Here is a 25,306-nt window from a genome sequence, read left to right on the forward strand (position 1 = left end):
ATTTATTCCTGCCTGCTCATTTACGGAAGATAATTTCGTCTCTACCCGGTCCATTGGAAACCATGGTAATGGGCGTTTCAAGTTCTTTCTCAATGAATTCAATATATTTCCTGCAGTTTTCCGGCAGGTCTTCGTAATTCTTAATTCCCCGTATCTCACATTTCCATCCCGGAAGTGTGGTGTATATTGGTTTTGCCTTGTTCAGCTCTACCGTTGTTGGAAAATCCTTTGTAACCTTTCCGTCGATTTCATAACCAACACAGATGTGAAGTTCATCAAGATATCCAAGCACATCAAGAACCGTAAGGGCAACCTCTGTAGTACCCTGGATCCGGCATCCATATCTGGATGCAACGGCATCAAACCAGCCCATACGTCTTGGCCTTCCTGTGGTTGCGCCGAATTCTCCGCCGTCGCCACCGCGCCGTCTCAGCTCATCAGCCTCATCTCCGAATATCTCGCTGACAAACGCACCCGCTCCTACTGCACTGGAATAAGCTTTTACCACAGTGGTAATATTCTTAATCTCATAAGGCGGAATGCCTGCGCCAATGGCGCCATAAGCTGCAAGAGTTGAGGAAGATGTAACCATAGGATAAATTCCATGGTCAGGATCCTTTAAAGATCCCAGCTGACCTTCCAAAAGGATGTTCTTGCCTGCTTTGATGGCCTCATGAAGGTATTTGGATACATCACATACATAAGGCTTCACCATCTCCCGGTATTCCAGAAGAGTATTAAAAAGCTCCTGAGGGTCCATGGCCGGCTTGTGATATAGATGCTCCATTAAAACATTCTTTGTCTCACAAACCCGGTCAACCTTTTCCTTTAAGGATTCTTCGTCAAAAAGCTCGCTGACCTGGAATCCGATCTTTGCATATTTATCTGAATAAAATGGAGCAATCCCTGATTTTGTGGAACCAAAGGACTTTTTGCCAAGACGTTCCTCCTCATACTGGTCAAACAGAATGTGGTATGGCATCAGGATCTGGGCACGGTCTGAAACCAGGATATCAGGCTTTGGAACGCCCTTGCTTACCAGCTCCTCAATTTCCTTTACCAGGAACGGGATATTTAACGCCACACCATTGCCGATGACGCTGGTAGTATGATTATAAAATACGCCTGAGGGCAGAAGGTGCAGGGCGAATTTACCATAGTTGTTGATGATCGTGTGTCCGGCATTGCTGCCGCCCTGATACCGGATGATGATATCTGATTCCTTTGCCAGCATATCCGTGATCTTGCCTTTTCCTTCGTCGCCCCAGTTGGCGCCTACGATTGCTCTTACCATTCGATTGTTCCTCCTTCGAGTGAAAAATACCTTTTACTTACTTATGATAACGCAAGGTTGCGCATAAGTAAAATTAATATTATTTATGTTCAACATAATTCTAAATTATGTCTCCTGTCATCAGTTGTAAAAGGCGCTTTCCTGCCGGAGATACGGGGGTTTTGCTGTCAGTGACAATGGTAAAATGACGTTTTGGCATTTCATCACGGAACTTCAGCTCCACAAGATTTCCCTTTTCCAGCTCCATCTGTGCAAATCCTGACATCACGCAGCCTATCCCAAGATTCCGCATGGCAAACTGTACGATCATATCACTGGTGGAAAGCTCAAACTCCGGTTCTACCACTATCCCATGGCCTGCCAGATATTCATCCATAAACGTTCTTGTGCTTGTATTTTTTTCGAGAAAAATACAGGGCAGCTCCTTCAGAATATTATAATCCAGTTCCTGGTCCTTTAAATAACGGAACTTATCCCCTGCCACAAACACATTCCTGATTTCCTTTACATCGGTCCGCATAACCTCGTTCTTTGCTTCAAAGGGAGTGCTGACCACCCCGAAATCAATCTTGCCATCGTATAAATGCCGGAGCGTCTCAGGCGTAGGCCCATTGGAAACACTTACCTTGATACCAGGATACAGCTCATGAAATTTCTCAAGATAGGGCAATAAATAAAACTGAAGCGTCATATCACTGGCTCCGATCCGCACTTCGCCCGTATCCAGATCTTTTAGCCTGTTTAACATACTTTCTCCATGCCAGATGGTTTCTAAACCGGTTTTTACATATCCGTAAAAAAATTCTCCCTCCCGGGTCAGACGAACACCTTTGGAAGTCCGCAGAAAAAGCTGGCTGTCCAGGGCTTTTTCCAGCTGCCGTACCGCCTGGCTCACGGCAGGCTGGGATATACACAGCTTTTCCGCCGCCAGGGTAATGCTATTTAGCTGGGCCACATAATAAAACACCTTGTAATATTCCAAATTGCTGCTCATGACTTCCTCCTGATATGAAAATCCAGAAAAACAGGCAGACTTCCCATAATACCTGTCGTCTGCCTGCAAGCTTCTATACGTTAATCTCTGCTTTCATCCCCAGAAATCCCCTGTTTTCTTCAAGAAGGGGCTTAACCACCTCTTCCAGATAAGCAGTCACCTGAGCCGGAGCGCAGCCTACATATCTTTTGGGATCCATGCTTTTCTTTAAATCCTCCAAAGAAAGATTGAAGGAAGGATCTGCTGCAATCAGCTCCAGCAAATTGTTATCAAGTCCATTGACCTTCACATTCCGGCCTGCTTCCATAGACAGTTCCCTGATCCGCTCGTGAAGCTCCTGTCTGTCCCCGCCGGCCTTTACCGCCTCCATCATGATGTTTTCCGTAGCCATAAAGGGAAGCTCTGCCATCATGTGCTTTTCGATTACTTTGGGATATACCACCAGCCCATCCACAACATTTAAGTAAAGATCCAGAATTCCGTCAACCGCCAAAAATCCTTCCGGAATGCTTAATCTTTTATTTGCGGAATCATCAAGAGTTCTCTCAAACCACTGGGTAGAAGAAACCAGCATCGGGTTCATCACATCTGCCATTACATAATTGGACAGAGAGGCCATCCGCTCGCTTCTCATGGGATTGCGCTTATAGGCCATGGCGGAAGAACCGATCTGACTCTTTTCAAAAGGCTCTTCCACTTCCTTTAAATGCTGCAAAAGGCGGATATCATTGGAAAATTTATGGGCGCTCTGGGCAATGCCCCCTAAAACATTGACCACGCGGCTGTCCACCTTTCTGGAATAGGTTTGGCCGGAAACAGGATAGCAGCCTGCAAATCCCAGCTTCTCTGCGATCATGGAATCCGCCCTTCTCACCTTGTCCATATTGCCGTCAAACAGCTCTAAAAAGCTGGCCTGCGTCCCTGTGGTGCCCTTAGAGCCAAGAAGCCGTATAGAACCGATGATATAGTCCAGATCTTCTAAGTCCATGGTCAGGTCGTGAAGCCAGAGTGTGGCTCTTTTGCCTACGGTCGTAGGCTGAGCCGGCTGGAAATGAGTGAAAGCCAGGGTAGGCAGGTCCTTATATGAGTCGGCAAAACGGGCCAGTTCATCAATAACATTGATCAGTTTCCTGCGGACCAGCTTTAACGCTTCTGTCATAATTATTAAATCAGTATTGTCCCCCACATAACAGGAGGTGGCTCCCAGATGAATGATTCCTTTTGCCTTTGGGCACTGGACGCCATATGCATACACATGAGACATTACATCATGACGGACCTCTTTTTCCCTCTGTATTGCCACATCGTAATTGATATCACCCTGATGGGCCTTTAATTCTTCTATCTGCTCTGAACTGATGGGAAGTCCCAGTTCCTTTTCTACCTCTGCCAGGGCAACCCACAGCTTTCTCCATGTCTTAAATTTCCTGTCCGGCGAAAAGATATACTGCATCTCCTTACTTGCATAGCGCTCAGACAACGGGCTTTGGTATCTGTCTGTCATGGTTCTTATATTCCTCCTTGGGCTTCATTTACATTCATAGTAACATATTTTTTATTTGATGTGAAGAGGAACCGGGGACCCTCCGGCTAGATAAACACGATCAGCCCGGCGGTCCCCGTCTCTAATAATATCCATTTTTACTCCGTGTATTCTCCCCGAATGTCCTCTTTGGGCGGTTCCATGGGATAATCTCCGCTAAAGCATGCGGTACAGATCGGAAGTCCCTCTGCCATTTCATTTAACCGGTCAGTATTTAAGTAAGACAGGGAATCCGCTCCCAGAAGATCCCGGATTTCATCAATGGTCCTGTTATGTGCGATCAGCTGCTCTTCATTGGGTATATCGGTTCCAAAATAACAGGGATGGAGAAATGGCGGGGAACTGATCCGGACATGGACCTCCTTTGCCCCTGACTCCCGAAGCATGTTGACAATGAGGGCACTGGTGGTTCCACGGACAATGGAATCGTCGATCATGATGACCCGTTTCCCCATCACCGCTTCCTTTAACACGTTCAGCTTGATCCTGACCGCGGATTCCCGGTTGCTCTGCTTTGGCTTTATAAATGTCCTTCCAACATAAGAATTCTTTACAAAAGCGGTTCCATAAGGGATTCCGGACTGAAGGGAATATCCCAGGGCAGCGGCGTTGCCTGATTCCGGAACTCCGACCACAATATCCGCTTCCACCGGAGAATCCATGGCTAAAGCACGGCCGGCGCACATCCTGGAATGATAGACGCTGACACCGTCAAACACGCTGTCAGGCCTTGCAAAATAAATATATTCAAAAATACATCTGGCTTCCTTTGACTTATCCACAAGGCAGAGGCTTGTATCAGAAGTGATGCCTTCCTTTGTAATGGTCACCACTTCCCCGGGGCAGACGTCCCGGACAAACTCTGCACCAAGGGTATCAAGGGCGCAGCTTTCCGATACCAGAATATAGGAGTTATCGCGTTTTCCAATACACAAAGGCTTAAATCCATAAGGATCTCTGGCTCCGATCATTTTACGGGGACTCATGATGACAAGGGAATAAGCGCCTTTAAGCTTTTTCATGGCATTTGCTACCGCAGCCTCGACAGTAGCGGCTTTTACCCTCTCCCTGGCAATGTGGTAAGCGATTACCTCTGAATCAATCGTCGTCTGGAAAATGGCCCCGTTATACTCAAGCTCACGTCTCAGCTCCGGTGCATTGACCAAGTTGCCGTTATGAGCCATTGCCAGAGTTCCTTTCAGATAATTGAGCACAAGCGGCTGGGCATTCTCCCGTGTGCTGCTGCCTGCAGTCGAATAACGAACATGACCCACGCCGATATCGCCGCGAAGACCTTCTAAAATTTCCGGTGTGAAGACCTCATTGCATAATCCCATCCCCTTATGGGCGCTTACCTTTACCTTAAAGCCACAGGTATCGCTGACCGCAATTCCGCAGCTCTCCTGGCCTCTGTGCTGCAATGCAAGCAATCCATAATAAATGGTGGAAGCAACGTCGCCGCCGTCAAAATCGTAAATTCCGAATACGCCGCATTCCTCATGCAGCTCATCCTCAAAATTGAAATTCAATTCGTTATTCATTTGATGCCTTTCCTCTCTGTGCTGTTTAACGGATGCCAAGACGGCGGAACACTTCCTCGTATGCGTCCTCCACGCCTCCTAAATCCCTGCGGAAACGATCCTTATCCAGTTTTTCATGGGTATCCTTATCCCACAGCCTGCATGTGTCAGGAGAAATCTCGTCAGCCAGAATGACCTGTCCATGATAACGGCCGAACTCAATCTTAAAGTCGATCAAATCAATATTTAAACTGTCAAAATATTCTTTCAGCACTTCATTTACCTTAAAGGCATATTCCGTAATCTTATCGATCTCTTCCTGAGTGGCCAGATTAAGGGCCAATGCATAGTAGCTGTTGATGAACGGGTCGCCCAGATCATCATTTTTATAACTGAATTCAAAAGTCGGACAGGAAAACTTCACGCCTTCTTCCATCCCCATCTTCTTGGCGAAGCTTCCTGCGGAATAGTTCCTGATGATCACTTCAAGGGGAATGATCTCCACTTTTTTCACTGCAGTCTCACGGTCACTCAGTTCTTCCACCAGATGAGTGGGAACACCTTTGGCCTCCAGCTTTTTAAAAATAAAGTTGGTCATTCGGTTGTTGACCGCACCTTTTCCAACAATGGTGCCTTTTTTAAGACCATTAAATGCTGTGGCATCGTCTTTGTATGAAACAACCAATACATCCGGATCTCCCGTTGTATAAACCTTTTTCGCTTTTCCCTCATACAGCAATTCTCTCTTTTCCACGGTATCCACCTGTCCTTTTCTGAATTAATTTATAAGTTTTTCAAATAAAACCACGGTGTTTCAGTAGAAATTATAATACAGTAAAAATAGGATTGCAACTGGTTTTGTTATTATAAATACTAATGACCTTTCTACGATTTTGTTTCTCAATCAGGCCCCTGAAGAATTACACGCTCTATCTTTTGCCAGAATTTGACCCTGCCTTCCTTCCAGTCAACAGAAAGCCCCTGTTCTTTGGTTTCCCCGGTTTTCCGGCCCCAAAAGGCATCAGCCAGCCATTCCTTTTCTGCTTCCGCTTCTCTGCTGACAGGCAGGAATTCACCAGTACTTCCTGCAATTGTTTCTCCATAGGTCAGGAAAAATACTGCCGCCTCCAAAAGAATAAGAAGCTGCAAGCCTTTTCTCAGACGGAATCCGGAGCATTTCTTAAGAGGAATCACTTTCTTAAGACTTCTCCATGGCTTTTTCCTTTTATCATTATACCGCTGATATTTAAAATAATCAATTTTCCTTTTCATGAACACTTTGCCTCTCTGCCGGGAAGACTCTTGTTATTATGACATTGCCTCTGGATATTTGGCCTGAACCTGGTCTTTTGATAAATAAAATAGAACCGTTTACATAATACGGTAAGATATATGTCGATACCATTATATCTTATAATAAAAAAAGCTTCAAGCATAGATTCCATGCCTGAAGCTTTTTTATTACAAATCGCTTTCTATTATGGTGCTTTTGTCGCTCCTGAAGTTGGCTCGCCATTGCTTTCCCCTGTAATTTTGTCAACCCCTTTTTCTACATCATTAACAACACCATCAACCACACCGGTGCTCTCATTGGCGCCTGTTGTGTCAGTCACAGCAGTGGTTTCATTAGTTTTGGTCGTTGACGCCGCAGTCGTCTGGGTTGTTGCACCTGTGGTACCTGCTGTGGTTCCATTGTTTCCTTTTGTGGTCCCGCAAGCAGTCAGACACATTACTGTCATAATGACAATAAGGGTAATTGCATAAGGTTTTATCCTTTTCATAATACATTCTCCTTTCATTTTCTACGATTAGTATGTGTAAAGGAAGAACGAATTATGGTGGAAGATATTGGAAAATTTATGATTTTATTACATCTTTCATGGTATATAATCCCGGAGCTTTTCCCGCCAGGAATTTTGCCGCAGAAACCGCGCCTTTTGCAAAAATCGCCTTTGAATATGCGGTGTGATGAAAGGTGACGATCTCATCCTTTCCGGCAAAAATCACATCATGTTCTCCGACAATCGTTCCCCCACGGACAGACTGGATCCCGATCTCTTTTTTATCTCTGGCTTTTCTGACCTGGCTTCTGTCATAAACATAATGATATTCCTGCTCCATGGCCTCATTGATAGAATCCGCCAGGGCAAGAGCCGTTCCGCTTGGGGAATCCAGCTTCTTATTGTGATGCTTTTCCAGTATTTCAATATCAAATCCTGCTCCTGCCAGTACCTGCGCCGCCTCCTTTACCAGCTTCATGAGCAGGTTGACACCAAGAGACATATTGGCGGACTTAAGGACCGCAACGTGATTGGAGGCCTCCTCAAGCTTTTTCATCTGCTCGTCTGAAAGTCCGGTAGTACATACTACCACAGGTATTTTTTTCTTTACGCTGTAATCAAGAAGTCCATCCACTGCTTTAGAGGAGGTAAAATCCACGATCACATCCGCCTCTTCACTACAGGCTTCCAGTGACGGAAATACGGGATACGGATTCTGTCCGGTATCATGGGGATCGATTCCCGCAACAATGGTTATATTTGTTTCCTCTGCAGCAATTTGGGATACCACCTGGCCCATGGCCCCGTTACAGCCGTGCATTATCATCCTAATCATGTTTTCCTCTTTCCCGCCCATGCTTTTTGGGCATAAAGGTATACCCGCAGGGTGTTTCCTCATAGGCATATCGTTTACTGATTATAAAATTCCATACTCTTTCATGGCTTGTTTTAAACGTTCCTGATTCTTAGGTTCCATCTCAGTAAGAGGCAGACGCATAGGGCCTGCAGCCTTTCCCATAAGATTTAATGCAGCCTTAACCGGAATCGGATTGACCTCACAGAACAAGGCATTGATAAGAGGAATGGCAGCCAGCTGAAGTGCGGCGCTCCGTTTTACATCTCCCTTAAAATAAGCCTCACAGATTTCGTGAGTCTGGGCGGGCGCAATGTTGGAAAGAACGGAAATAACACCTTTTCCTCCCAGGGACAGCATGGGGACGATCTGATCGTCATTGCCGGAATATAGATCAACACGGCCATCCGTAAGGTTCATTAAGTCCGCAATGGCTGAAAAATTGCCGCTGGCTTCCTTTACCCCTACAATGTTGGAGGTATGTAAACATAAATCCGCTATGGTCTCAGCTGCAATGTTTACTCCGGTTCTTGACGGAATATTATACAGAAGAATAGGAATCCTCACCGCATCAGCAACTGTCTTAAAGTGAGCCTTCAGCCCATTCTGAGTTGCCTTGTTATAGTAGGGAGATACAAGAAGAAGCCCGTCCGCGCCGTGCTTTTGCGCCTCTTTAGACAGGTAAACCGCCGTATCCGTACAATTAGAACCGGTTCCTGCAATAACCGGGATCCGCTTTTTCGTTATCTGGCATACGTATTTGATCACGTCCAAATGCTCCTCATGGGTCATGGTGGACGCCTCGCCCGTTGTACCGCATACAATGATAGAGTCCGTTCCAAAAGCGATCTGTTCTTCTACCAGTTCCTCCAGCTTTTCATAGTTTACATCTCTGCTTTCCTTAAATGGTGTGACAAGCGCCACACCTGCTCCCTCAAAAATTGCCATGATATCATCCTCCTGATTCTTTTTCGTCATACACAGTAAACTTTCATCCGGCCCGCAGTTTTCATGCATTCGTGGGTCATGTACATCCATATTGGAGTATTTTTTAATTCATAAGCCATAATCTCCTATAAATTAAAAAGAGAGCTGACAACAGGGTCAGCTCTTAAAGTTCAGAATCTGGTAATCTCATCTTTCTTTAAGTAGCTCCCCATCCAAAAGGATGACAGTCATATGGCTCTTAACCATATGCCCAGAACAAGTATGCTCAGGCCATACCCTTCTTCGGCGTCTCTTCCTTCCCCCTGCCCTCATCTGTACCTGATACATCGGACAGAGTACTTATAAGCAACGCAACCTCTACTCTAATATGTATGTTACCATACTATCATTATTATTTTATATTGTCAACTTTAACATGATTGATTTCCAGAATACTATCTACATAAGGTTCTATTTCCTTTTGAAATACCTTACCGGTTAATATGACCTCCATATCATCAACTTTGGACTGAAGCAGCTTTGCAAGTTCCTCTGCCTCTATGATGTTCTGGTCCAGAAGTCCAAGGATTTCATCCAGGATCAGCATATCGCATTCCCCTGTTGATACGACCTTTCTGGCAAAATTCAGGCCGTTTCTGATGTTCATCCGCTCCTCTTCCTGCTGTTCTTTGGAAAGACTTTCAAAAAAAACATCAGATTTTTCAAACCGGAATATTTTCATCTCAGGCTCCATGCGTTTCATAATATCAAAAGAATCCCGGCCGGAGCAGCCCTTTAAGAACTGTATCATGATCACAGTTCTGTTCTTGGCCAAAGCTCCGATTCCCATACCCATGGCGGCCGCAGTTTTTCCTTTTCCTTCCCCGCATATAACCTGTATCGCACCTCTATTCATCCTTCAGCACCTCATAACAGCTAAAAAGCAATTATTTACATATTATGTTAGAACCTGATTATAGTATCATAATTTTAATTTTTTTGCAAGTTTTCTTACCTTTTCCTTAATTATTGCCCATAGTTTCCGGGCGTTCTTTACATTTATAAATAACAGCTTTTATTCCGCACACTCCAGTTTGCTGACTGATACCTCATAAGCCACTCTTTTTTCACACTCTGTTTCACTTAATTTTTTGGTGTATTCCCTGCTCTGAACCCTTCCCCATACTTTTACTCTTGTTCCTACTGTGAATCCTGAAGCATATCTGGCATTTCTCCCCCATGCGATGCAGGGTATGTAATCCGATTTTCCATATGGGCGGTTAACCGCAAGGAGCAGGTCCGCAATTTCCCTTCCTAAAGGCGTTTTTCTGTAAATGGGAGCTTTGCATATGTATCCATCCAGAAAAATTTGATTGGTCTTCGTATAATCCGTAAACTCTTCTATAAAATGAACTTCTCTCACAAATACAGAAAGTACCAGCCGGTTTTTTGTTCCTTCATGACGGTTATAGGAACGGAACTGGCCAATGGCTTCTACCGTTAAGCCTGAGTAATCTCCTTCCACATCAATAAGACGTTCTGAAATCATGAGCGGTATGATATCTGCCTGTTCGCTAAGACGATTTACCGCAACATCCACCATATAGAATCCTTCTCCAAATACTTCATGGCTGAAGGTGAAGCCGGAGACGATCTCTCCGATGACGCTCACTTTGTTGTTTTCAATCATTTTTTCTGACATTGTATTTCCCCTCTTCTTTCACTTATTTGCTAATATGCTTCACAGCTAATATTAAATTTATGTGATAGAATCCTGTAAAATGATAGAAAACAATCCAAAAATATCGACAGTTCCAGGCAGAATACGCCGGAAAACAAAAGAGAATGCCGCCTCTTTGCCGAATTTTCGGTTTATGAAGGCAGCATCCTCCTTTATATTACAAATTATGCCAATGATTTTTTATTAAGAGAAGACCTTTTTCTCATGGTAGGGTCTAAAATTTTCTTTCTGATCCGAAGATTTGAAGGGGTGATTTCCAGCAATTCATCGGTATCAATAAAGTCAAGGCACTGCTCTAAGCTCATCTCTCTTGGAGGAGTCAGCTTAAGAGACTCATCCGCACTGGAGGAACGGGTGTTGGTCAGCTTTTTCGTCTTGCACACATTGATTTCGATATCCTCTGCCTTTGGATTCTGTCCTATAACCATGCCGGAATAAACCTTTACTCCAGGTCCAATGAACAGGCTTCCTCTTTCCTGGGCGCCAAACAAGCCGTAGGTAATGGATTCTCCTGACTCATAAGCAATCAGGGATCCTGTCTTACGGTATGATAACTCTCCCTTAAAGGTCGCATAGCCGTCAAATGACGTATTCATGATTCCGTTTCCTTTTGTATCCGTCATAAACTCTCCGCGATAACCGATCAGGCCTCTGGAAGGAATGGCAAATTCCAGCCTTGTATAGCCTCCATTGGCAGGACTCATGCCCTGAAGTTCTCCCTTACGGCTTGTAAGCTTCTGGATAACTGCACCGGTAAATTCTTCCGGTACGTCAACATAGGCGATCTCCATAGGCTCAAGCTTGTGGTTTCTCTCATCAAATTGGTACAAAACCTCTGCCTTGCTGACTGCGAATTCAAAGCCTTCTCTTCTCATGTTCTCGATCAAAACAGACAGATGAAGCTCCCCGCGGCCGGAAACCTTAAAACAGTCCGGAGAATCGGTCTCCTCTACCCGAAGGCTCACATCCGTATTCAATTCCTTGAATAAACGTTCCCTGATATGGCGGGAGGTAATGTATTTTCCTTCCTGTCCGGCAAGAGGGCTGTCATTTACCATGAAATTCATGGCAATCGTAGGCTCTGAAATCTTCTGGAACGGAATTGCCTCCGGACTGTCCGGAGAGCAAAGGGTGTCACCAATGTGGATATCCGCAATTCCGGAAATAGCAACAATGGCGCCGATGGTGGCTTCCTGCACCTCTACCTTGTTAAGACCTTCGTATTCATACAGTTTCCCCACCTTTACCTTACGGAATTTATCCGGTTCATGGTGGTTTACGATCACACATTCCTGGTTCACTCTGATACGTCCGTTATCCACCTTGCCTACGCCGATACGTCCAACGTACTCATTGTAGTCAATGGTACTGATAAGGAGCTGGGTAGATGCATCCGGGTCTCCTTCCGGAGCCGGTATATGATCGATGATGGTCGTAAACAAGGGGGCCATGTCAGTTTCCGGATCATCAAGCCCTTTTTTGGCAAATCCGGTTTTTGCAGACGCATAGACAAAGGGACAGTCAAGCTGCTCTTCACTGGCATCAAGGTCCATGAGAAGCTCCAATACTTCTTCCTCTACCTCTTCTGGTCTTGCCTCAGGACGGTCAATCTTATTGATACAGGTTACCACAGACAGCCCCAGTTCAAGTGCCTTACGAAGCACGAACTTTGTCTGAGGCATAACTCCTTCATAAGCATCCACAACCAGGATTACGCCGTTTACCATCTTTAAAACACGCTCCACCTCGCCGCCAAAATCCGCATGGCCAGGGGTGTCAATGATGTTGATCTTGGTTTCGTTGTAATGGACGGCTGTATTCTTGGATAAAATGGTAATTCCACGCTCTCTCTCAATATCATTGGAATCCATTACCCGTTCCATGACTTCCTGATTTTCACGGAAAATACCGCTTTGCTTAAGCAAAGCGTCCACCAGCGTTGTTTTACCGTGATCGACGTGGGCAATAATCGCCACATTTCTTACGTCTTCTCTTTTCATTTTCATAAACTGTACTCTTCTTTCTCTTCTTTAAACAAAGCATAAAAAACTAAGGACCAGATCGCCCTTAGTCTCATTTACATTATCACAATTATTCAGTATATCATCCTATATTTCATATTGCAAGATTTTTTCCTATATTTCGACAGTTTCCAGATCTGCACAGGATCGCCATCCAGTTATCAGCCCGGAAACAGGACTACTTCTTTATTAAAAATGCCGTAATAGACCTCTCCCGACGGAAGGAGGCCTGCTCTCCCGCCTGTCACCTCTGTGATGTCAGCCCGAAGCTTATCCATGGCCTCATCAGGAACCAGGGCAGTAAGCTCCACCCGGTCCGTATATTCGACGCCAAGAGTCGTGATTTCCCGCTGTCCCAGAAGATACTGGATCTTCCCAATGCCGTTATAATCCGTAGTAACGGAAAGCTTTACTGCCGGTTCCACGGTTAATGCCGTACAGGACTTCAGCCCTTCCTGCACTGCCTTTGAATAAGCTCGTACAAGGCCTCCTGTCCCAAGAAGAGTCCCTCCAAAGTACCGGGTCACCACTGCACAGAGGTTCACAAGCTTTTCTCCTTCCAGAACATCCATCATGGGTTTTCCTGCAGTCTGGCTGGGCTCCCCGTCATCACTTAAGCGCTTCTCTTCTCCGCCTCTCCCCAGAATCCAGGCATAGCAGTTATGTCTTGCATCCCAATATTTTTTTCTTGTTTCCTCTATAAATGCCAGAGCCTCAGCCTCTGTTTCCACCGGCTTTAAATTAGCAATGAACCGGGACTTTTTCTCTGTAATTTCCCCTGTGCCGCCCTGATACAAAATTCTATAAGCCTTTCTCATAAACTTCCTCATTTCTTATTTTTAACCGACCACCCCCATTATAACCAAAAGTACAGACCCAGGCAAGCTTTCATGTATATTTTGCCTGATTATCTCCAAAAATGGTAGGTGTTGAATTGTACGACAATTTTTGGTATAATGTACCGGTAATGCCTTACAGGCATTCCTTTACGCCCAAAAAGCGGGGCAGGCTCTGCCCAAAAAGCATGGGCAATAAAGTGGAAAGGAGGCTTCCTATGAATTACGGCAAACAAGCGACAGAGAAAAAGATCAGATCTGCCAATTCAAAGACAAGAAAATATACCACAAAGGTATTTCTTGCCTTTTTAAAGAGTCTATTTGTGCTATGCTTGTTTGGCAGCATTGTTGCTGCCAGCATCTGTTTTGGCATGGTAAAAGGAATCATAGACAATGCTCCTGACGTAGATATCGCAACCATTGTTCCAAACGAATATGCAACAACGGTCTATGACAGCGCCGGAAACGTCACTGAAACCCTGGTAACCGCAGGTTCCAACCGGGAGGAAGCCAGTTATGAGGAACTTCCGAAGAATCTGGTCAATGCTTTTGTTTCCTATGAGGATTCCCGGTTCTGGGAGCACAATGGAATCGATTTGCGATCCATTCTCCGTGCCGTTAAGGGCGTTCTGACAGGGGATTCCACCGCAGGCGGAGGAAGTACCATTACCCAGCAGTTAATTAAAAACAGCGTCTTTGGAGGCGGCATGGAAAAGAGCTTCGGAGAACGGCTGGAACGAAAGCTGCAGGAATGGTTTTTAGCCGTCAAGCTGGATAAGGCTATGGCCAAGGAGCAGATCATAACCAACTATTTAAATACCATTAACCTGGGCAACAATTCCCTGGGAGTCAAGGTGGCTGCCAGAAGATATTTCAATAAGGACGTTTCGGACTTGACATTATCAGAATGTGCAGTCCTTGCGGGAATCACCCAGAACCCCTCAAAGTTTAACCCGATCACAGGAGAAAAAGCCAATTCGGACAAGCAAAAGGTAATTCTTCAATATATGAATGACCAGGGATATATCACAAAGCAGGAAGAAGATCAGGCCCTGTCCGATGACGTCTATTCCAGGATCCAGAACGTAGATACCGCTACCAAGGAGACCTCCACCCCATACAGCTATTTTACGGATGAGCTGGTGGAGCAGGTAAAAAAAGCCATGAAGGACCAGTTAGGATACACGGACACTCAGGCCCACAACATGCTTTACAGCGGCGGACTGTCGATTTATACCACCCAGGATCCTAAGATCCAGTCCATTGTAGACGAGGAAATCAACAATCCTGAAAACTATTCCGCCGCCAGATATTCCATCGAATACAGGCTGTCCGTCACCCATGAGGATGGAACCACAACCCATTACTCTGAGGAAAATATAAAACGTTATCACAAGGAAAATGGAGATACGGGATTTGACGGCTTATATAATACCGAAGAGGCGATCCAGAACGATATAAACGGATACAAGGCTTATCTTTTAAAAGAAGGGGATACCATTCTTGGAGAAAGCCTTCATAAAATGCTGCAGCCCCAGGCTTCCTTTGTCCTTATGGACCAGAAGACCGGGGAAGTAAAAGCCATAAGCGGCGGACGGGGGCAAAAAACAGCCAGTTTAACCTTGAACCGGGCCAGCAACACATACCGTCAGCCAGGATCCACCGCTAAGATCTTAACAGCCTTTGCGCCTGCCCTTGATACCTGTGGGGCCACCCTGGGATCTGTTTATTATGATTCTGTTTACACGGTGGGCACTAAGACCTTTTCCAACTGGTACAGCTCCGGCTATCAAGGCTATTCCAGCATACGTGACGGAATTATCTACTCCATGAACATCGTGGCTGTCCGCTGCCTGATGGAAACCGTAACGCCTCAGCTTGGTGTGGAATACGCCAAGAATTTCGGAATTTCCTCCTTAACCGATACCGATTATAATGCGGCCCTGGCCCTTGGAGGAATCACCACCGGCGTTTCCAACTTAGAGCTGACCGGCGCCTTTGCTACCATCGCAAACGGAGGCGTTTACAAAAAGCCTATATTCTTTACCAGAATTCTGGATCATGACGGCAAGGTGCTGATTGACAATACACCGGAAACCCACCGGGTATTAAAGGATTCCACCGCATTTCTTTTAACCGATGCCATGGCCGATTCCATGGAAAGCAGCAGAAAGTTCTCAAGCTCGGGGCCAAGCTCCACCAGCGCCTCTGCTCACATTCCCGGTATGTCAGGGGCAGGAAAAAGCGGTACCACCTCCGCAAACAATGATATCTGGTTCGTAGGTTATACCCCCTATTATACTGCCGGTATCTGGGCCGGCTGCGACGACAACCAGAAACTTACGAAGCAAAATGGGGGAGCCTCCTTCCACAAGCCCATCTGGCGGAAGATCATGACCAGAGTCCATGAAGGAATGCCCGATCCTGGTTTTCCAGTGCCTGACAGCATAGAAACCGCTCAGATCTGCCGCAAATCCGGCAAACTGGCAGTCTCCGGTGTCTGCAACAACGACCCCAGAGGCAATGCGGTATACACTGAGTATTTTGCAAAGGGCACAGTTCCAACCGACGTATGCAACAATCATGTACGCGCAACGGTCTGCTCTGTATCCCACCGTCTGCCTACGCCTTACTGTCCGGAACGGACCACCGCCATATTTATGGCAATTCCTTCGGGAGAAGAAGGGGCAACAGATGACTCCAAATACGCAATGCCAGGGTATTGCACCATCCATTCTGCCAATTCCATCATCCTTCCTCCGGGAGATAATTCAGATTCACCCGGCGGAATTCCACAGCAGTACGGACCTGGGCATGGACCCCAGAATCCTGGCGGGGCAACACAGATTCCTCCCTGGGGAGGTTATTAAAAAACACCTGCGGTTGTGATGCTGCTCCGGTAAGCGGGGCGGGGCTATGATATAGGTAAATGGAAACAATAATAAAGAGAAACATAAGTGTGCCTCAAAAACCAGACTGGTTTTTGAGGCACACTTTTTGCATTATATTTTCTTATATTTTCGTTTCTTGCGAATCGTATCAGTTCTTCATCTTAGGCTTAAATAGAATGGATCCCAGATATCCGAAGATCAATGCTCCGGAGATTCCTACTGCACTTGCAGTAAATCCTCCTTTAAAAATCCCTAAAAATCCATCCTCTCCCATGCTCTTTGATACGCCTTTCCATAAGGTGTTTCCAAAGCCCAGAAGCGGAACCGTTGCCCCGGCTCCGGCCCAGTCGGCAAAGGGCTGGTAAATACCAATAGCGCCCAGAATGCTTCCGGTTACTACCAGAAGAACCATGATGCGGCCGGGCATCAGTTTTGTATTGTCCATTAATATCTGCACCAGGGCACAGATCACTCCTCCGACTAAAAATGCTTTCACGTAATCCATGGCTGTCTCCTTTCTTTTTACTGGCTATGTGTCCGCCATGCCATTCATAATTTGGCGAAATACGTCGCCAAATTATGAATGCGGGCTGCGCCCTATAGAAATATTTGTACCGTTTGTGCTTAGTGAGCAAGCTCCCACGCACAAACAATACAAATATTTCTGCATGGCTATAGGTTTCCCATATTTTCAATGACAACTCCATGGGCAATTCCTGGAATCGTCTCACCTTCGTTAAAGCTCACAGTGGAAAGGAGGGCGCCGGTGGGCACGAACAAGACCCTTTTCCATGTGCCGTCTTGTACTTTAGGAAGTATATAGGAGCAAAGGGTGGAAGCCGCACATCCGCAGCCGCTGCCTCCTGCATGAGTATCCTGATTATCACTGTTAAATATCTCCAGCCCGCAATCCGTATGCACCTTTTCCAGGTCATGTCCTTTATTCTTCATAAAATCAAGCAGGATCGTCCGGCCGACCTGGCCAAGATCTCCTGTAATGATTTTGTCATAATAGGATTCATCCACCTGAAAATCGTCAAAATTCTGCTGAATGGTGTGGAAAGCAGCTGGCGCCATGGCTGCCCCCATGTTCATGGAATCCTTGATGCCCATGTCCACCATGCGTCCTGTGGTGATTCCGGTGATGGCCGCGATTCCTTCTTTCCTGTTTTTGGTGAGTATCACTGCACCGCAGCCGGTAACAGTCCATGAGGAAGAAAACGGCCTCTGGCTTCCATATGCCAGGGGATAACGGAATTGCTTTTCAGCCGTTGCAAAATGGCTGGAAGCCATGGCCATTACCTTATCCGCATAGCCCCCTGCCACAGTCATGGCTCCTAAATTAAGAGCTTCTCCCATGGTGGAGCATGCTCCGAACAGGCCGAATAAGGGAATTTCTAAATCTACCGTTCCAAAGGATGTGGCGATCAGCTGTCCCAGTAAATCTCCTGCAAACAAATAACGGATGTCCTTTTTCCGGATATCCCCCTTTTCAATGGCCAGATCAGCCGTCTGCTTCTGAAGGGCGCTTTCCGCCTTTTCCCATGTGTCCGCTCCAAACATATCGTCCTGCTCTACCACATCGAACAAATTTCCCAGGGGACCCTGGCCTTCTTTTTTACCGACTATGGAAGCCATGCTTTCAATAATCGGAGGTTCATCAAATCTAACACTTGCTTTTCCTATCTGCATTTTTTCTCTCCATTTCTCTGACCGGTTCATTCCTACAGTATTTGAAAGGCCTTTAATACATAGGCGATGATTCCCAGGAGCCAGGAGCTTAATATCCCATATAATATGACAGGACCGGCAATGGTAAAGATTTTACAGCCGATTCCGAACACCTGGCCTTCCGCCTTAAATTCCACAGCCGGAGCGACAACGGAATTGGCAAATCCCGTGATCGGCACCAGGGCTCCTGCTCCGCCAAATTTTGTGATCTTGGGGTAAATGTTGAATCCGGTCAGGATGACAGTGGCTGCAATCAGAACCAGAGTAGTCCAGGCAGAGGCTGCTTCCTTTTCCATGCCTGCATTCATAAATAAAGTTGTAGTAAGCTGTCCAAGGGTACATATGATTCCCCCTACTAAAAAAGCCTTTACAAGCCCCGGCCACCTTTTGTGCACCGGTGTCACCTGTTTTACATAAGCCTCATATGCTTTTTTGTTTATTTCCATTATTTTCCTCCTTTGCTCCCATTCTTTTCAGGCATATAACATGCCCTTTGGGCGTTCCTACATTCTATAAATCCTTTTCCTGATGCTACTGCCCAAAATTCCCTGTAAAATAGATCAGGGACCCGATCAATTTGCCAAGACCCAGGGAAAGGATCAAATATTGCAGGCCAACGGCCAGATGAATTCTACGGCTGATTACGGGCAGGGCTTTTAAAGTCTCTGCAAGGGACATGACAAGGATGCCTACAAATATTCCTACGGAAAGCCCGTATATTCCAAGAACCAGATTTCCGCCGAACCCTATGGGAATTTTATAAATATCACATATATTCCCAAGAACACCGCCAAGAATGATAACCGACTCAAAAAGCAGAATATGCTTCTTTGTATGGGTTGCTCCGATCAGTCTTGGAAACACACCAATAATTGCCAAAAAAGCAAAAACGCCGGCTGCTATAATGCCGCCAGCGCTGAGCCCAATAAAAACAAGAAATACTTCTTTAAGAAACATCAATATCCGACTCCTTTCTTCCATCGTTCTGGATCAGAGTCTTACTGATACTGTCTTCGTAAAGCCGCATTTCCACCTCCAGCGGAGTTGGATCGGTATTGATCTTGTATTTTGCGAAATGATTAAAGAATCCCACAATTCCAAGAGCCAGTCCAACAGAATAACTGACCTCCAAAATCGTGAATCCGCTGGACTCCTGCTTCATGATGATCCGGTAAATTTCCTTGAAAACATCCGTAACGTTGGCATCATTATTAAAGGTCATAATGGCAAAGGATGCACCGCAGAAACATACGATACAGACAAAAATGGTTTTGGCCCACTGCCAGGCCCATACGGGAGGTTTGGGCTTATGGTAGTCTATGATAAAATCTACCTCTCCCACATTATTGATCTGAAGATTCGGATCCATTTCTATCAGTTTCTTGATTACATCCAGAGTTTTTTCTATATACCGCTTGTTGCGGTCCAAATGGATGGTTTTGATCCGAAGGGCTTTACACTTATTCATGATGGCCGTATCGTCGCAATAAACATCCGCCACATCCTTTAACTGGATTTCCTTGTGCCGCACCTCAGTAATCTGACTGATATTCAAATAAACAGTCTTGCTCACGAGACCATCATCTCCCATCCCGGAATGGCTTCAACAAGCGTCCCTTCTTTCTGTGTCCCGTCCGGCATAGCAGCAATCATATACCAGATAGCAGCGGCAACTGCAATTAGGCATAATACAAGAAGCGCCATGACAAACTTATGTTTTACGGATTCCATACGTGCTCACATCCTTTTTTCTGGTTTTCAAAGCTAGTATGAGCCGTATAAAATTATTTTATTCTACAATTTTTCCCGCATCTGTTTTAAAATCTTTTTTTCCAGTCGGGAAACCTGGACCTGGGATATTCCAAGCTTTGCCGCAATTTGACTTTGAGTCTCATTATAATAATAACGTCTGATAATGATTTCCCTATCCTTGTCGGAAAGCGCCGTTAAAAGTTCCCGAAGCACCATGCGGTTTAAAAGATCTTCCTGGGCGGAACTTTCCTCTTCAATTTTATCAATGAGTAAAATGCTGTTTTCGTCATTTTTGTTGACAGACCTGTATAAGGATTCCACTTCCGCTCCCGCTTCAATGGAAGCTGCCACTTCTTCTTTGCTGGCCCCTATTTCTCCGGCGATTTCTTCCACCGTAGGCTCTCTCCCAAGACGATATACCAATTCTTCCCTGACGTTTTTCACCTTAAGCCCCATTTCCTTTATGGAGCGGCTGACCTTGATCATTCCATCGTCTCTTAAAAAACGTTTGATCTCTCCTGTTATCATGGGCACCGCATAAGTGGAAAATTTCACCTCATAGGATAAGTCGAATTTATCAATGGCTTTCATTAAGCCAATGCTGCCGATTTGAAACAAATCCTCAGGTTCATAACCACGCCCTGTAAATCTGCGTACAATGCTCCAAACCAGCCCGAAATTGTCGGTCACAAGCTGGTCTCTTGCCGCTTTATCTCCTTCGTGAGCCATTTCTATCAATCTCATGGTCTCATCCATAAGGCTCACCTGTTAATCTTCTTTTTCATGGTTACGGCAGTTCCCGCTCCGGCCGCCGACTCTACTTCCACCTGATCCATAAACGCTTCCATAAAGGAAAATCCCATGCCTGACCGTTCTCCATCCGGATCTGTGGTATACATAGGCTCCATGGCCAGCTTGATATCGGGGATTCCGATACCCGTATCCCGTACGGTTACTGAAATTTCCTGGCCATCTATCCCCACTTCCAGGTAAATGATTCCTCCTTTCCCCTGATATCCATGGATGACCGCATTTGTGACAGCCTCCGACACGGCTGTTTTCACATCATCCACCTCTTCCAGGGTGGGATTCAATCTTGCCATAAAAACTGCCACTGCCACTCTGGCAAATTCCTCATTCTTTGACAGGGCTTCCAATTCCATTTTCAGAATTTCTGGTTTATTCTGTTCTGACATACGTTCCTCCTCAACCTGTGACTGCTGCTTCCTTAGAGTCATATAATTTCATTAATTTTAAAATCCCCCCTATTTTAAGAATGCGGAGAGCCTGGGGTCCTGCACCGTAGATGGCTATGGTACCCCCGCTTAAAGCCATCTGCTTATACCTGTTCAGCAAGATACCGATTCCCGAGGAATCCATGAACCTGGTCTTTGAAAAATCGAAAACAATGCGCCTGATATAGTTCTCGGAAAGGATTAAATCGGTTTCGCATTTAAGCCCTGAACAGTTATGATGATCCAACTCCTCCGGCAGATGGACAATCAGCGTCTGCCCCTCTGCTTCATATGTAAAGTGTGGTTGATTCATATGCAATACTCCTCCATTCCTTATTGTCTGTCCGTAATGCCAAAAAGAGCGTCACCCGGCCGCCGGAAACGGCCCGGGAAAATGAAAAAAGACACCACAAAAAAATTAGTCTTCTGTAGTGTCTTTTATTAGCTAAAATTAAGGAAATCATGTCAAAAACCACGTTCTGATTTTGCCTTAGCAGATAGCTCTTCATCTTTGCTGTTATTTATGATGTCAGAGAACAGCCCGTTGGCCTGCTCTTTCTGGTCCATTCCCTTATAAATGACTGCTGTCTTGTATTTTGCCTGCCAGCTGTCCGGCTTTAAATCAAGGCATTTTAAGTAGTAAGCAAGTGCAGTCTGGGCATCCCCTGCCTCCATGGCCTTGTCCCCAAGCCCTTCCAGAATCGGACAGCCATTCTCCACCATATCTTTTCTTATCTCACCTACGATTGCCTGGACATCGGAGGAAGTGATAAGATCCGGATTCAGCCCGGCATAAATTTTCACCGAGGACGGAAAGTCATCTTTTTTGTAGGCCTGAAGGATTCCAATCACGGCCTGATACTGGGCCAGAACACTGTCTGAATCACTGGTAATGGAGGCTAGAGAGGCCTCTGCAGTCTTTTTTTCTGTTTCCAGGGATTCCAGCTGTGCCGTCAGGCTGTCAGATTTTTGATTGGCCTGGCTTAACTGTTCGCTGTATTTTATTATTTCCCGATTATGTAGTTCATTAATTGATTTTGTCTTGGCAGGCATTACCAGAAAAAAGATTACCGCCGCTCCCAGCAAAAGCCCGGCAAGAATGTTCCCCACCGCCTGATCCTTGGTATTTTCCCGATAGCTTGGGGGTATGATCACATCATCATCTTCCATCTGCCTATGGGAAAGCACATTTTTCAGTTTCCGTTTTTCCGGCTCCCGCTCACTTTTTCCATTTCCGGCCGTATCTTTGACCAGGGACTTGTAATAGAGTGCTTTTGGATGGTTGCGGTCGATCTGTAACACCTTATAAACGGCTTTACCAGCCTTCTGATAATCTTCTCTGGCTATGCAAAGGAGCGCCAGCAAAAGCTGAGCCTTCACATAGTTGGGCTTGCTTTCCACCACTTTAATAAGCTGCAGGATCGCCAGATCCTCACTGCCGCTCTGAGCGTAGATCAGGGCCTGGTTGAATCTTCTCACTGCCCGCCGCTCCGTCTCCATGGTGCCTGATTTTCTCTGTATCTCACCGAGGTATTCATCTGCGCGGTTTCCTTCTGGTTGTAAGTTCATGCTGATTACCCATTGCACAAGAGCTTCGCCCACTTCTCCGACCTCATAATAAATCAGCCCCAAAAGGTTCCTTGCATCTGTCATATACTTGTTAAAATGGAGGCTTTTTTTCAGACATTCGGAAGCTCCTGATAAGTCCCTGAGCTTTGCCCGTTCCAGCCCCATGTTGTAATAGCTGTTTGCGATTACCCGGGTTTTTCTTTCATAATCCATATTTTAACCGCCTATTCCTTGTTGATTTCTTTTATAAGATCCATCATCAGGTCATTCATATCCGTCAAATCACTTCTTACAATGGCATCTTCAATGGCATCAACCTCCAGGCTTGGCCTGTAACTGTCAATCTCAGCTTCAAAATCAATCATATCCGTTCCTCCTTAATACCGCCTTTATCTCCCCCATCAGGTAAAGAGAACCCACACAAAACAGCAGATGCCCTTCTTCCTTTTTATGAAGCATGTATAAAACAGCCTCTTCCACTGTCTGAAATCCTTCCACACCGCAGCCGCAGGCATTTTGAAACTCTTTTAGCAGAACCTCAGTTTCAAGCCCTCTTTCCGAATGAATATGAGCCACCGCCACTTGATCAAGTGGCAGTACACCTGCAATTTCCTTTATCATTTTATGGTGATCCTTATCAGATACTGACGAAAACAAAAGCTTGGCCCGTTTCTTCCTTGCTTTGCACAAACCGGCTGCTGCCCGGACAAAAGCCTGGATGCCGTCCGGATTATGGGCTCCGTCCAGATATACGCCAGGAAGCACCTCTTCCATTCTTCCCGGCCAGTACATGCTGGCAATTCCTTCTTTTACCTGCTCTTCAGATATCTCTAAGTCCATGACTTCCTTAAGCCCTGCTGCCTCAAGAGCCTTAAACGAAAGAAAGGCATTCATCACCTGATACTCCGCAACGGTGGGAACGGTAACTTCAACGAAACCTCCTCCTGCTTTAAAAAATCTGGCCTTACAGCCCTTTTCTTCACATCCGGTTATCTCATATCCCAGCCTGTCCACTTGACAGAAAGGGGAGTCAAGCTCCTTTGCCCTGCAGCGGATAACCCGGGAAGCCTGTCCGTCGTTTCCGTCAAAGACTACGGGCACCCCTTTTTTTATAATTCCAGCCTTTTCCCATGCGATTTTTTCAATGGTATCTCCCAGATATTCCGTATGATCCAGGCTGATGGAGGTAATCACCGACACCAGAGGGGACTTAATGACATTAGTCGTGTCCAACCTTCCTCCAAGACCTGTCTCCAGAATTACAATATCCACTTCTGCCTTACGGAACATGTCCATTGCCATATAAAACAGAAACTCAAAATAAGACGGATGGCAATATCCTTTCTCCATCATATTCTCAGAAAGCATTCGGACGGTCTGATAGCTTTCTTCAAAAATCTTTGACCGTATCATCTCTCCATTTATACAGAAACGTTCTCTGGTTTCACTCAGATGAGGGGAGGTAAAAGTTCCCACCCTGCAGCCTGCTTTCCTTAAAACAGACTGTAAAAATGCGCATACCGACCCTTTTCCGTTGGTACCTGCCACATGAAAAATTTTCATCCCTTCATCCGGTTCCCCCATCTTACAAAGGAATTCCCGGATATCTTCCAGAGAGTTTTTCTTTCTGGTCCACATAGGAATCCGGCCCAGATATTCTTCTGCCGTTTCGTTAATCTTCATCGTTAGAGTACCAGCTTTCCTATGTAATTTCAAGCCTGATTTCCCATGAGCCAAAAAAAATCGGACTTTCTAATTTATTATAATATAAGTCCGTCAATATGCAACCCATTTCTTTCGCAAAAAGCCCTTTATTTCTACAACTGCCCTTGAAATACGCCTTGTTTTTACAGAAACACAAAAAGAGAGCAAAGCCCTCTGAAACACTGTCAAGCATCTCAAAGTGCTGTACTCCCTGCTTTCGTTTCCTTAAATCAAACTCTCTGAAACTGATCTGACGATTATTCACGCGGAGACAACGAGCCAGGCGGATATGCTTGCATATCCATTTGGCGACTGCCCACGGGGTAAAATACCTGCAGCTTGTTGTAGGTGTTTTACTTACCGCAATATGCGATGGCCTCGATTTCAACCAGAGCGTTCTTTGGAAGAGCTGCCACTTCAAATGCGGCTCTTGCCGGGCATTCTCCTACAAAGAAGGATGCATAAACTTCGTTCATTGCTCCAAACTCACTGATATTCTTTAATAAAACGGTTGTCTTAACCACGTTAGCCATGGATAAGCCTTCGCTTTCCAGAATGGCTTTGATGTTTGTCAACGACTGCTTTGTCTGGGATACGATATCCTCACCTGCAAATTCACCAGTAGCAGGGTCAATGGGAAGCTGTCCTGATATAAATACGTAATCGCCTCCACGAACGCCCTGAGAATATGGGCCGATTGCTGCAGGCGCTTTTTCTGTTGCTAATACTTTTTTCATAATGATGTGTCTCCTTTCGCTCATTTCTCTGATAATTCTAGATTAGCACACATTCCGCAAAAGTCAAGAATCTTTTTTAGGTGTTCTTAAAAAAATTCAGTCCATTATACCTTTTTACCCCTTGTCATCTGGTATTGAATACTATATAATATGATATAATAAAGGGGATCAACCCTT

27 protein-coding genes and 1 riboswitch are annotated in these 25,306 nt (G+C 45.5%); of the genes, 1 reads left to right on the forward strand and 26 read right to left on the reverse strand.

The features are described 5' to 3' along the window. Positions 1-16 precede the first annotated feature (16 nt). The 13 genes from ABFV83_RS09495 to ABFV83_RS09555 all read right to left on the reverse strand — a co-directional run bounded on the left by ABFV83_RS09495 (position 17) and on the right by ABFV83_RS09555 (position 13,492). On the reverse strand, positions 17-1,294 hold the full coding sequence (locus ABFV83_RS09495) for an adenylosuccinate synthase (protein WP_349948619.1): 1,278 nt from the start codon (positions 1,292-1,294) through the stop codon (positions 17-19). A gap of 100 nt (positions 1,295-1,394) precedes the next feature. Next, positions 1,395-2,288: a LysR family transcriptional regulator gene (locus tag ABFV83_RS09500; protein WP_349948620.1), complete on the reverse strand. Its 894-nt coding sequence runs from the start codon at positions 2,286-2,288 to the stop codon at positions 1,395-1,397. 73 nt (positions 2,289-2,361) lie between these two features. After that, positions 2,362-3,792 carry an adenylosuccinate lyase gene (gene purB, locus ABFV83_RS09505; protein WP_349948621.1) on the reverse strand — a complete coding sequence of 477 codons (1,431 nt, stop codon included), beginning with the start codon at positions 3,790-3,792 and terminating at the stop codon, positions 2,362-2,364. 137 nt (positions 3,793-3,929) lie between these two features. Beyond that, positions 3,930-5,372, reverse strand: coding sequence for an amidophosphoribosyltransferase (gene purF / locus ABFV83_RS09510; protein ID WP_349948622.1), 1,443 nt, complete (start codon positions 5,370-5,372; stop codon positions 3,930-3,932). Positions 5,373-5,397: 25 nt separating this feature from the next. After that, positions 5,398-6,105 (reverse strand): phosphoribosylaminoimidazolesuccinocarboxamide synthase, encoded by a 708-nt coding sequence (gene purC / locus ABFV83_RS09515; protein ID WP_349948623.1) that lies wholly within the window; start codon positions 6,103-6,105, stop codon positions 5,398-5,400. Positions 6,106-6,251: 146 nt separating this feature from the next. Beyond that, a complete protein-coding gene (locus ABFV83_RS09520) occupies positions 6,252-6,623 on the reverse strand; it encodes a hypothetical protein (RefSeq protein WP_349948624.1) in 372 nt (123 codons plus the stop codon). A 206-nt stretch (positions 6,624-6,829) separates the two neighbouring features. Further along, entirely contained in the window at positions 6,830-7,132 is a 303-nt protein-coding gene (locus ABFV83_RS09525; RefSeq protein WP_349948625.1) for a hypothetical protein, read from the reverse strand. Positions 7,133-7,208: 76 nt separating this feature from the next. Further along, entirely contained in the window at positions 7,209-7,967 is a 759-nt protein-coding gene (gene dapB, locus ABFV83_RS09530) for a 4-hydroxy-tetrahydrodipicolinate reductase (protein ID WP_349948626.1), read from the reverse strand. 81 nt (positions 7,968-8,048) lie between these two features. Continuing rightward, the gene (gene dapA / locus ABFV83_RS09535) at positions 8,049-8,933 is read right to left on the reverse strand and encodes a 4-hydroxy-tetrahydrodipicolinate synthase (RefSeq protein ID WP_349948627.1); all 885 of its coding nucleotides are present in this window, start codon (positions 8,931-8,933) and stop codon (positions 8,049-8,051) included. Between the two features lie 193 nt (positions 8,934-9,126). Then, positions 9,127-9,301, reverse strand: a riboswitch (Lysine riboswitch). A gap of 23 nt (positions 9,302-9,324) precedes the next feature. Further along, positions 9,325-9,828 (reverse strand): cob(I)yrinic acid a,c-diamide adenosyltransferase, encoded by a 504-nt coding sequence (locus ABFV83_RS09540; protein ID WP_349948628.1) that lies wholly within the window; start codon positions 9,826-9,828, stop codon positions 9,325-9,327. Positions 9,829-9,987: 159 nt separating this feature from the next. Beyond that, the gene (locus ABFV83_RS09545) at positions 9,988-10,614 is read right to left on the reverse strand and encodes a single-stranded DNA-binding protein (RefSeq protein ID WP_349948629.1); all 627 of its coding nucleotides are present in this window, start codon (positions 10,612-10,614) and stop codon (positions 9,988-9,990) included. Between the two features lie 203 nt (positions 10,615-10,817). Beyond that, positions 10,818-12,659 (reverse strand): translational GTPase TypA, encoded by a 1,842-nt coding sequence (typA, locus tag ABFV83_RS09550; RefSeq protein ID WP_349948630.1) that lies wholly within the window; start codon positions 12,657-12,659, stop codon positions 10,818-10,820. A gap of 176 nt (positions 12,660-12,835) precedes the next feature. Next, positions 12,836-13,492: a YigZ family protein gene (locus tag ABFV83_RS09555; RefSeq protein ID WP_349948631.1), complete on the reverse strand. Its 657-nt coding sequence runs from the start codon at positions 13,490-13,492 to the stop codon at positions 12,836-12,838. Between the two features lie 236 nt (positions 13,493-13,728). On the opposite strand from ABFV83_RS09555, the gene ABFV83_RS09560 reads away from it, so the two are divergent. After that, positions 13,729-16,380 (forward strand): transglycosylase domain-containing protein, encoded by a 2,652-nt coding sequence (locus ABFV83_RS09560; protein ID WP_349948632.1) that lies wholly within the window; start codon positions 13,729-13,731, stop codon positions 16,378-16,380. 169 nt (positions 16,381-16,549) lie between these two features. On the opposite strand, the gene spoVAE is transcribed toward ABFV83_RS09560, so the two are convergent. From spoVAE to ABFV83_RS09625, 13 genes are all read right to left on the reverse strand, one after another. Next, positions 16,550-16,906, reverse strand: a complete 357-nt coding sequence (gene spoVAE, locus ABFV83_RS09565; RefSeq protein ID WP_349948633.1) for a stage V sporulation protein AE — start codon at positions 16,904-16,906, stop codon at positions 16,550-16,552. Positions 16,907-17,073: 167 nt separating this feature from the next. Further along, the gene (gene spoVAD / locus ABFV83_RS09570) at positions 17,074-18,093 is read right to left on the reverse strand and encodes a stage V sporulation protein AD (protein WP_349948634.1); all 1,020 of its coding nucleotides are present in this window, start codon (positions 18,091-18,093) and stop codon (positions 17,074-17,076) included. 32 nt (positions 18,094-18,125) lie between these two features. Continuing rightward, positions 18,126-18,578 (reverse strand): SpoVA/SpoVAEb family sporulation membrane protein, encoded by a 453-nt coding sequence (locus tag ABFV83_RS09575; RefSeq protein ID WP_349948635.1) that lies wholly within the window; start codon positions 18,576-18,578, stop codon positions 18,126-18,128. Positions 18,579-18,663: 85 nt separating this feature from the next. Further along, entirely contained in the window at positions 18,664-19,092 is a 429-nt protein-coding gene (locus ABFV83_RS09580; RefSeq protein ID WP_349948636.1) for a stage V sporulation protein AB, read from the reverse strand. Continuing rightward, positions 19,079-19,705 carry a stage V sporulation protein AA gene (locus tag ABFV83_RS09585; protein ID WP_349948637.1) on the reverse strand — a complete coding sequence of 209 codons (627 nt, stop codon included), beginning with the start codon at positions 19,703-19,705 and terminating at the stop codon, positions 19,079-19,081. The genes ABFV83_RS09580 and ABFV83_RS09585 overlap by 14 nt, the downstream gene beginning before the upstream one ends. Beyond that, positions 19,702-19,863 (reverse strand): hypothetical protein, encoded by a 162-nt coding sequence (locus ABFV83_RS09590; protein ID WP_349948638.1) that lies wholly within the window; start codon positions 19,861-19,863, stop codon positions 19,702-19,704. Before ABFV83_RS09590 ends, ABFV83_RS09585 begins: the two co-directional genes overlap by 4 nt. Before the next feature lie 63 nt (positions 19,864-19,926). Next, positions 19,927-20,640: an RNA polymerase sporulation sigma factor SigF gene (gene sigF, locus ABFV83_RS09595; protein ID WP_349948639.1), complete on the reverse strand. Its 714-nt coding sequence runs from the start codon at positions 20,638-20,640 to the stop codon at positions 19,927-19,929. 5 nt (positions 20,641-20,645) lie between these two features. Further along, positions 20,646-21,080 carry an anti-sigma F factor gene (gene spoIIAB, locus ABFV83_RS09600; protein WP_349948640.1) on the reverse strand — a complete coding sequence of 145 codons (435 nt, stop codon included), beginning with the start codon at positions 21,078-21,080 and terminating at the stop codon, positions 20,646-20,648. Positions 21,081-21,090: 10 nt separating this feature from the next. After that, complete coding sequence (locus tag ABFV83_RS09605) at positions 21,091-21,432, reverse strand: anti-sigma factor antagonist (protein ID WP_349948641.1); 342 nt, start codon at positions 21,430-21,432, stop codon at positions 21,091-21,093. Between the two features lie 152 nt (positions 21,433-21,584). Next, entirely contained in the window at positions 21,585-22,901 is a 1,317-nt protein-coding gene (locus ABFV83_RS09610; protein ID WP_349948642.1) for a tetratricopeptide repeat protein, read from the reverse strand. An 11-nt stretch (positions 22,902-22,912) separates the two neighbouring features. Continuing rightward, positions 22,913-23,053, reverse strand: coding sequence for a hypothetical protein (locus ABFV83_RS09615; protein ID WP_347844299.1), 141 nt, complete (start codon positions 23,051-23,053; stop codon positions 22,913-22,915). Further along, positions 23,046-24,371: a folylpolyglutamate synthase/dihydrofolate synthase family protein gene (locus tag ABFV83_RS09620; protein WP_349948643.1), complete on the reverse strand. Its 1,326-nt coding sequence runs from the start codon at positions 24,369-24,371 to the stop codon at positions 23,046-23,048. Before ABFV83_RS09620 ends, ABFV83_RS09615 begins: the two co-directional genes overlap by 8 nt. A gap of 374 nt (positions 24,372-24,745) precedes the next feature. Beyond that, positions 24,746-25,129 (reverse strand): Rid family detoxifying hydrolase, encoded by a 384-nt coding sequence (locus ABFV83_RS09625; protein ID WP_054740081.1) that lies wholly within the window; start codon positions 25,127-25,129, stop codon positions 24,746-24,748. Between the last annotated feature and the right edge of the window lie 177 nt (positions 25,130-25,306).

The sequence above is a fragment of the Lacrimispora sp. BS-2 genome, assembly GCF_040207125.1.
Taxonomy (GTDB): domain Bacteria; phylum Bacillota; class Clostridia; order Lachnospirales; family Lachnospiraceae; genus Lacrimispora.

What these genes read in the sequence shown, in the direction of transcription:
- spoIIAB (WP_349948640.1), bottom strand. Translation starts at nt 21,080, where the DNA reads ATGTCAGAACAGAATAAACCAGAAATTCTGAAAATGGAATTGGAAGCC.
- ABFV83_RS09615 (WP_347844299.1), bottom strand. Translation starts at nt 23,053, where the DNA reads ATGATTGATTTTGAAGCTGAGATTGACAGTTACAGGCCAAGCCTGGAG.
- ABFV83_RS09495 (WP_349948619.1), bottom strand. Translation starts at nt 1,294, where the DNA reads ATGGTAAGAGCAATCGTAGGCGCCAACTGGGGCGACGAAGGAAAAGGC.
- ABFV83_RS09605 (WP_349948641.1), bottom strand. Translation starts at nt 21,432, where the DNA reads ATGAATCAACCACACTTTACATATGAAGCAGAGGGGCAGACGCTGATT.
- ABFV83_RS09525 (WP_349948625.1), bottom strand. Translation starts at nt 7,132, where the DNA reads ATGAAAAGGATAAAACCTTATGCAATTACCCTTATTGTCATTATGACA.
- ABFV83_RS09590 (WP_349948638.1), bottom strand. Translation starts at nt 19,863, where the DNA reads ATGGAATCCGTAAAACATAAGTTTGTCATGGCGCTTCTTGTATTATGC.
- ABFV83_RS09625 (WP_054740081.1), bottom strand. Translation starts at nt 25,129, where the DNA reads ATGAAAAAAGTATTAGCAACAGAAAAAGCGCCTGCAGCAATCGGCCCA.
- dapA (WP_349948627.1), bottom strand. Translation starts at nt 8,933, where the DNA reads ATGGCAATTTTTGAGGGAGCAGGTGTGGCGCTTGTCACACCATTTAAG.
- dapB (WP_349948626.1), bottom strand. Translation starts at nt 7,967, where the DNA reads ATGATTAGGATGATAATGCACGGCTGTAACGGGGCCATGGGCCAGGTG.
- sigF (WP_349948639.1), bottom strand. Translation starts at nt 20,640, where the DNA reads ATGGATGAGACCATGAGATTGATAGAAATGGCTCACGAAGGAGATAAA.
- ABFV83_RS09500 (WP_349948620.1), bottom strand. Translation starts at nt 2,288, where the DNA reads ATGAGCAGCAATTTGGAATATTACAAGGTGTTTTATTATGTGGCCCAG.
- ABFV83_RS09540 (WP_349948628.1), bottom strand. Translation starts at nt 9,828, where the DNA reads ATGAATAGAGGTGCGATACAGGTTATATGCGGGGAAGGAAAAGGAAAA.
- purB (WP_349948621.1), bottom strand. Translation starts at nt 3,792, where the DNA reads ATGACAGACAGATACCAAAGCCCGTTGTCTGAGCGCTATGCAAGTAAG.
- ABFV83_RS09555 (WP_349948631.1), bottom strand. Translation starts at nt 13,492, where the DNA reads ATGAGAAAGGCTTATAGAATTTTGTATCAGGGCGGCACAGGGGAAATT.
- spoVAE (WP_349948633.1), bottom strand. Translation starts at nt 16,906, where the DNA reads ATGGATTACGTGAAAGCATTTTTAGTCGGAGGAGTGATCTGTGCCCTG.
- spoVAD (WP_349948634.1), bottom strand. Translation starts at nt 18,093, where the DNA reads ATGCAGATAGGAAAAGCAAGTGTTAGATTTGATGAACCTCCGATTATT.
- typA (WP_349948630.1), bottom strand. Translation starts at nt 12,659, where the DNA reads ATGAAAATGAAAAGAGAAGACGTAAGAAATGTGGCGATTATTGCCCAC.
- ABFV83_RS09560 (WP_349948632.1), top strand. Translation starts at nt 13,729, where the DNA reads ATGAATTACGGCAAACAAGCGACAGAGAAAAAGATCAGATCTGCCAAT.
- ABFV83_RS09545 (WP_349948629.1), bottom strand. Translation starts at nt 10,614, where the DNA reads ATGTCAGAAAAAATGATTGAAAACAACAAAGTGAGCGTCATCGGAGAG.
- ABFV83_RS09610 (WP_349948642.1), bottom strand. Translation starts at nt 22,901, where the DNA reads ATGGATTATGAAAGAAAAACCCGGGTAATCGCAAACAGCTATTACAAC.
- ABFV83_RS09575 (WP_349948635.1), bottom strand. Translation starts at nt 18,578, where the DNA reads ATGGAAATAAACAAAAAAGCATATGAGGCTTATGTAAAACAGGTGACA.
- purF (WP_349948622.1), bottom strand. Translation starts at nt 5,372, where the DNA reads ATGAATAACGAATTGAATTTCAATTTTGAGGATGAGCTGCATGAGGAA.
- ABFV83_RS09520 (WP_349948624.1), bottom strand. Translation starts at nt 6,623, where the DNA reads ATGAAAAGGAAAATTGATTATTTTAAATATCAGCGGTATAATGATAAA.
- ABFV83_RS09620 (WP_349948643.1), bottom strand. Translation starts at nt 24,371, where the DNA reads ATGAAGATTAACGAAACGGCAGAAGAATATCTGGGCCGGATTCCTATG.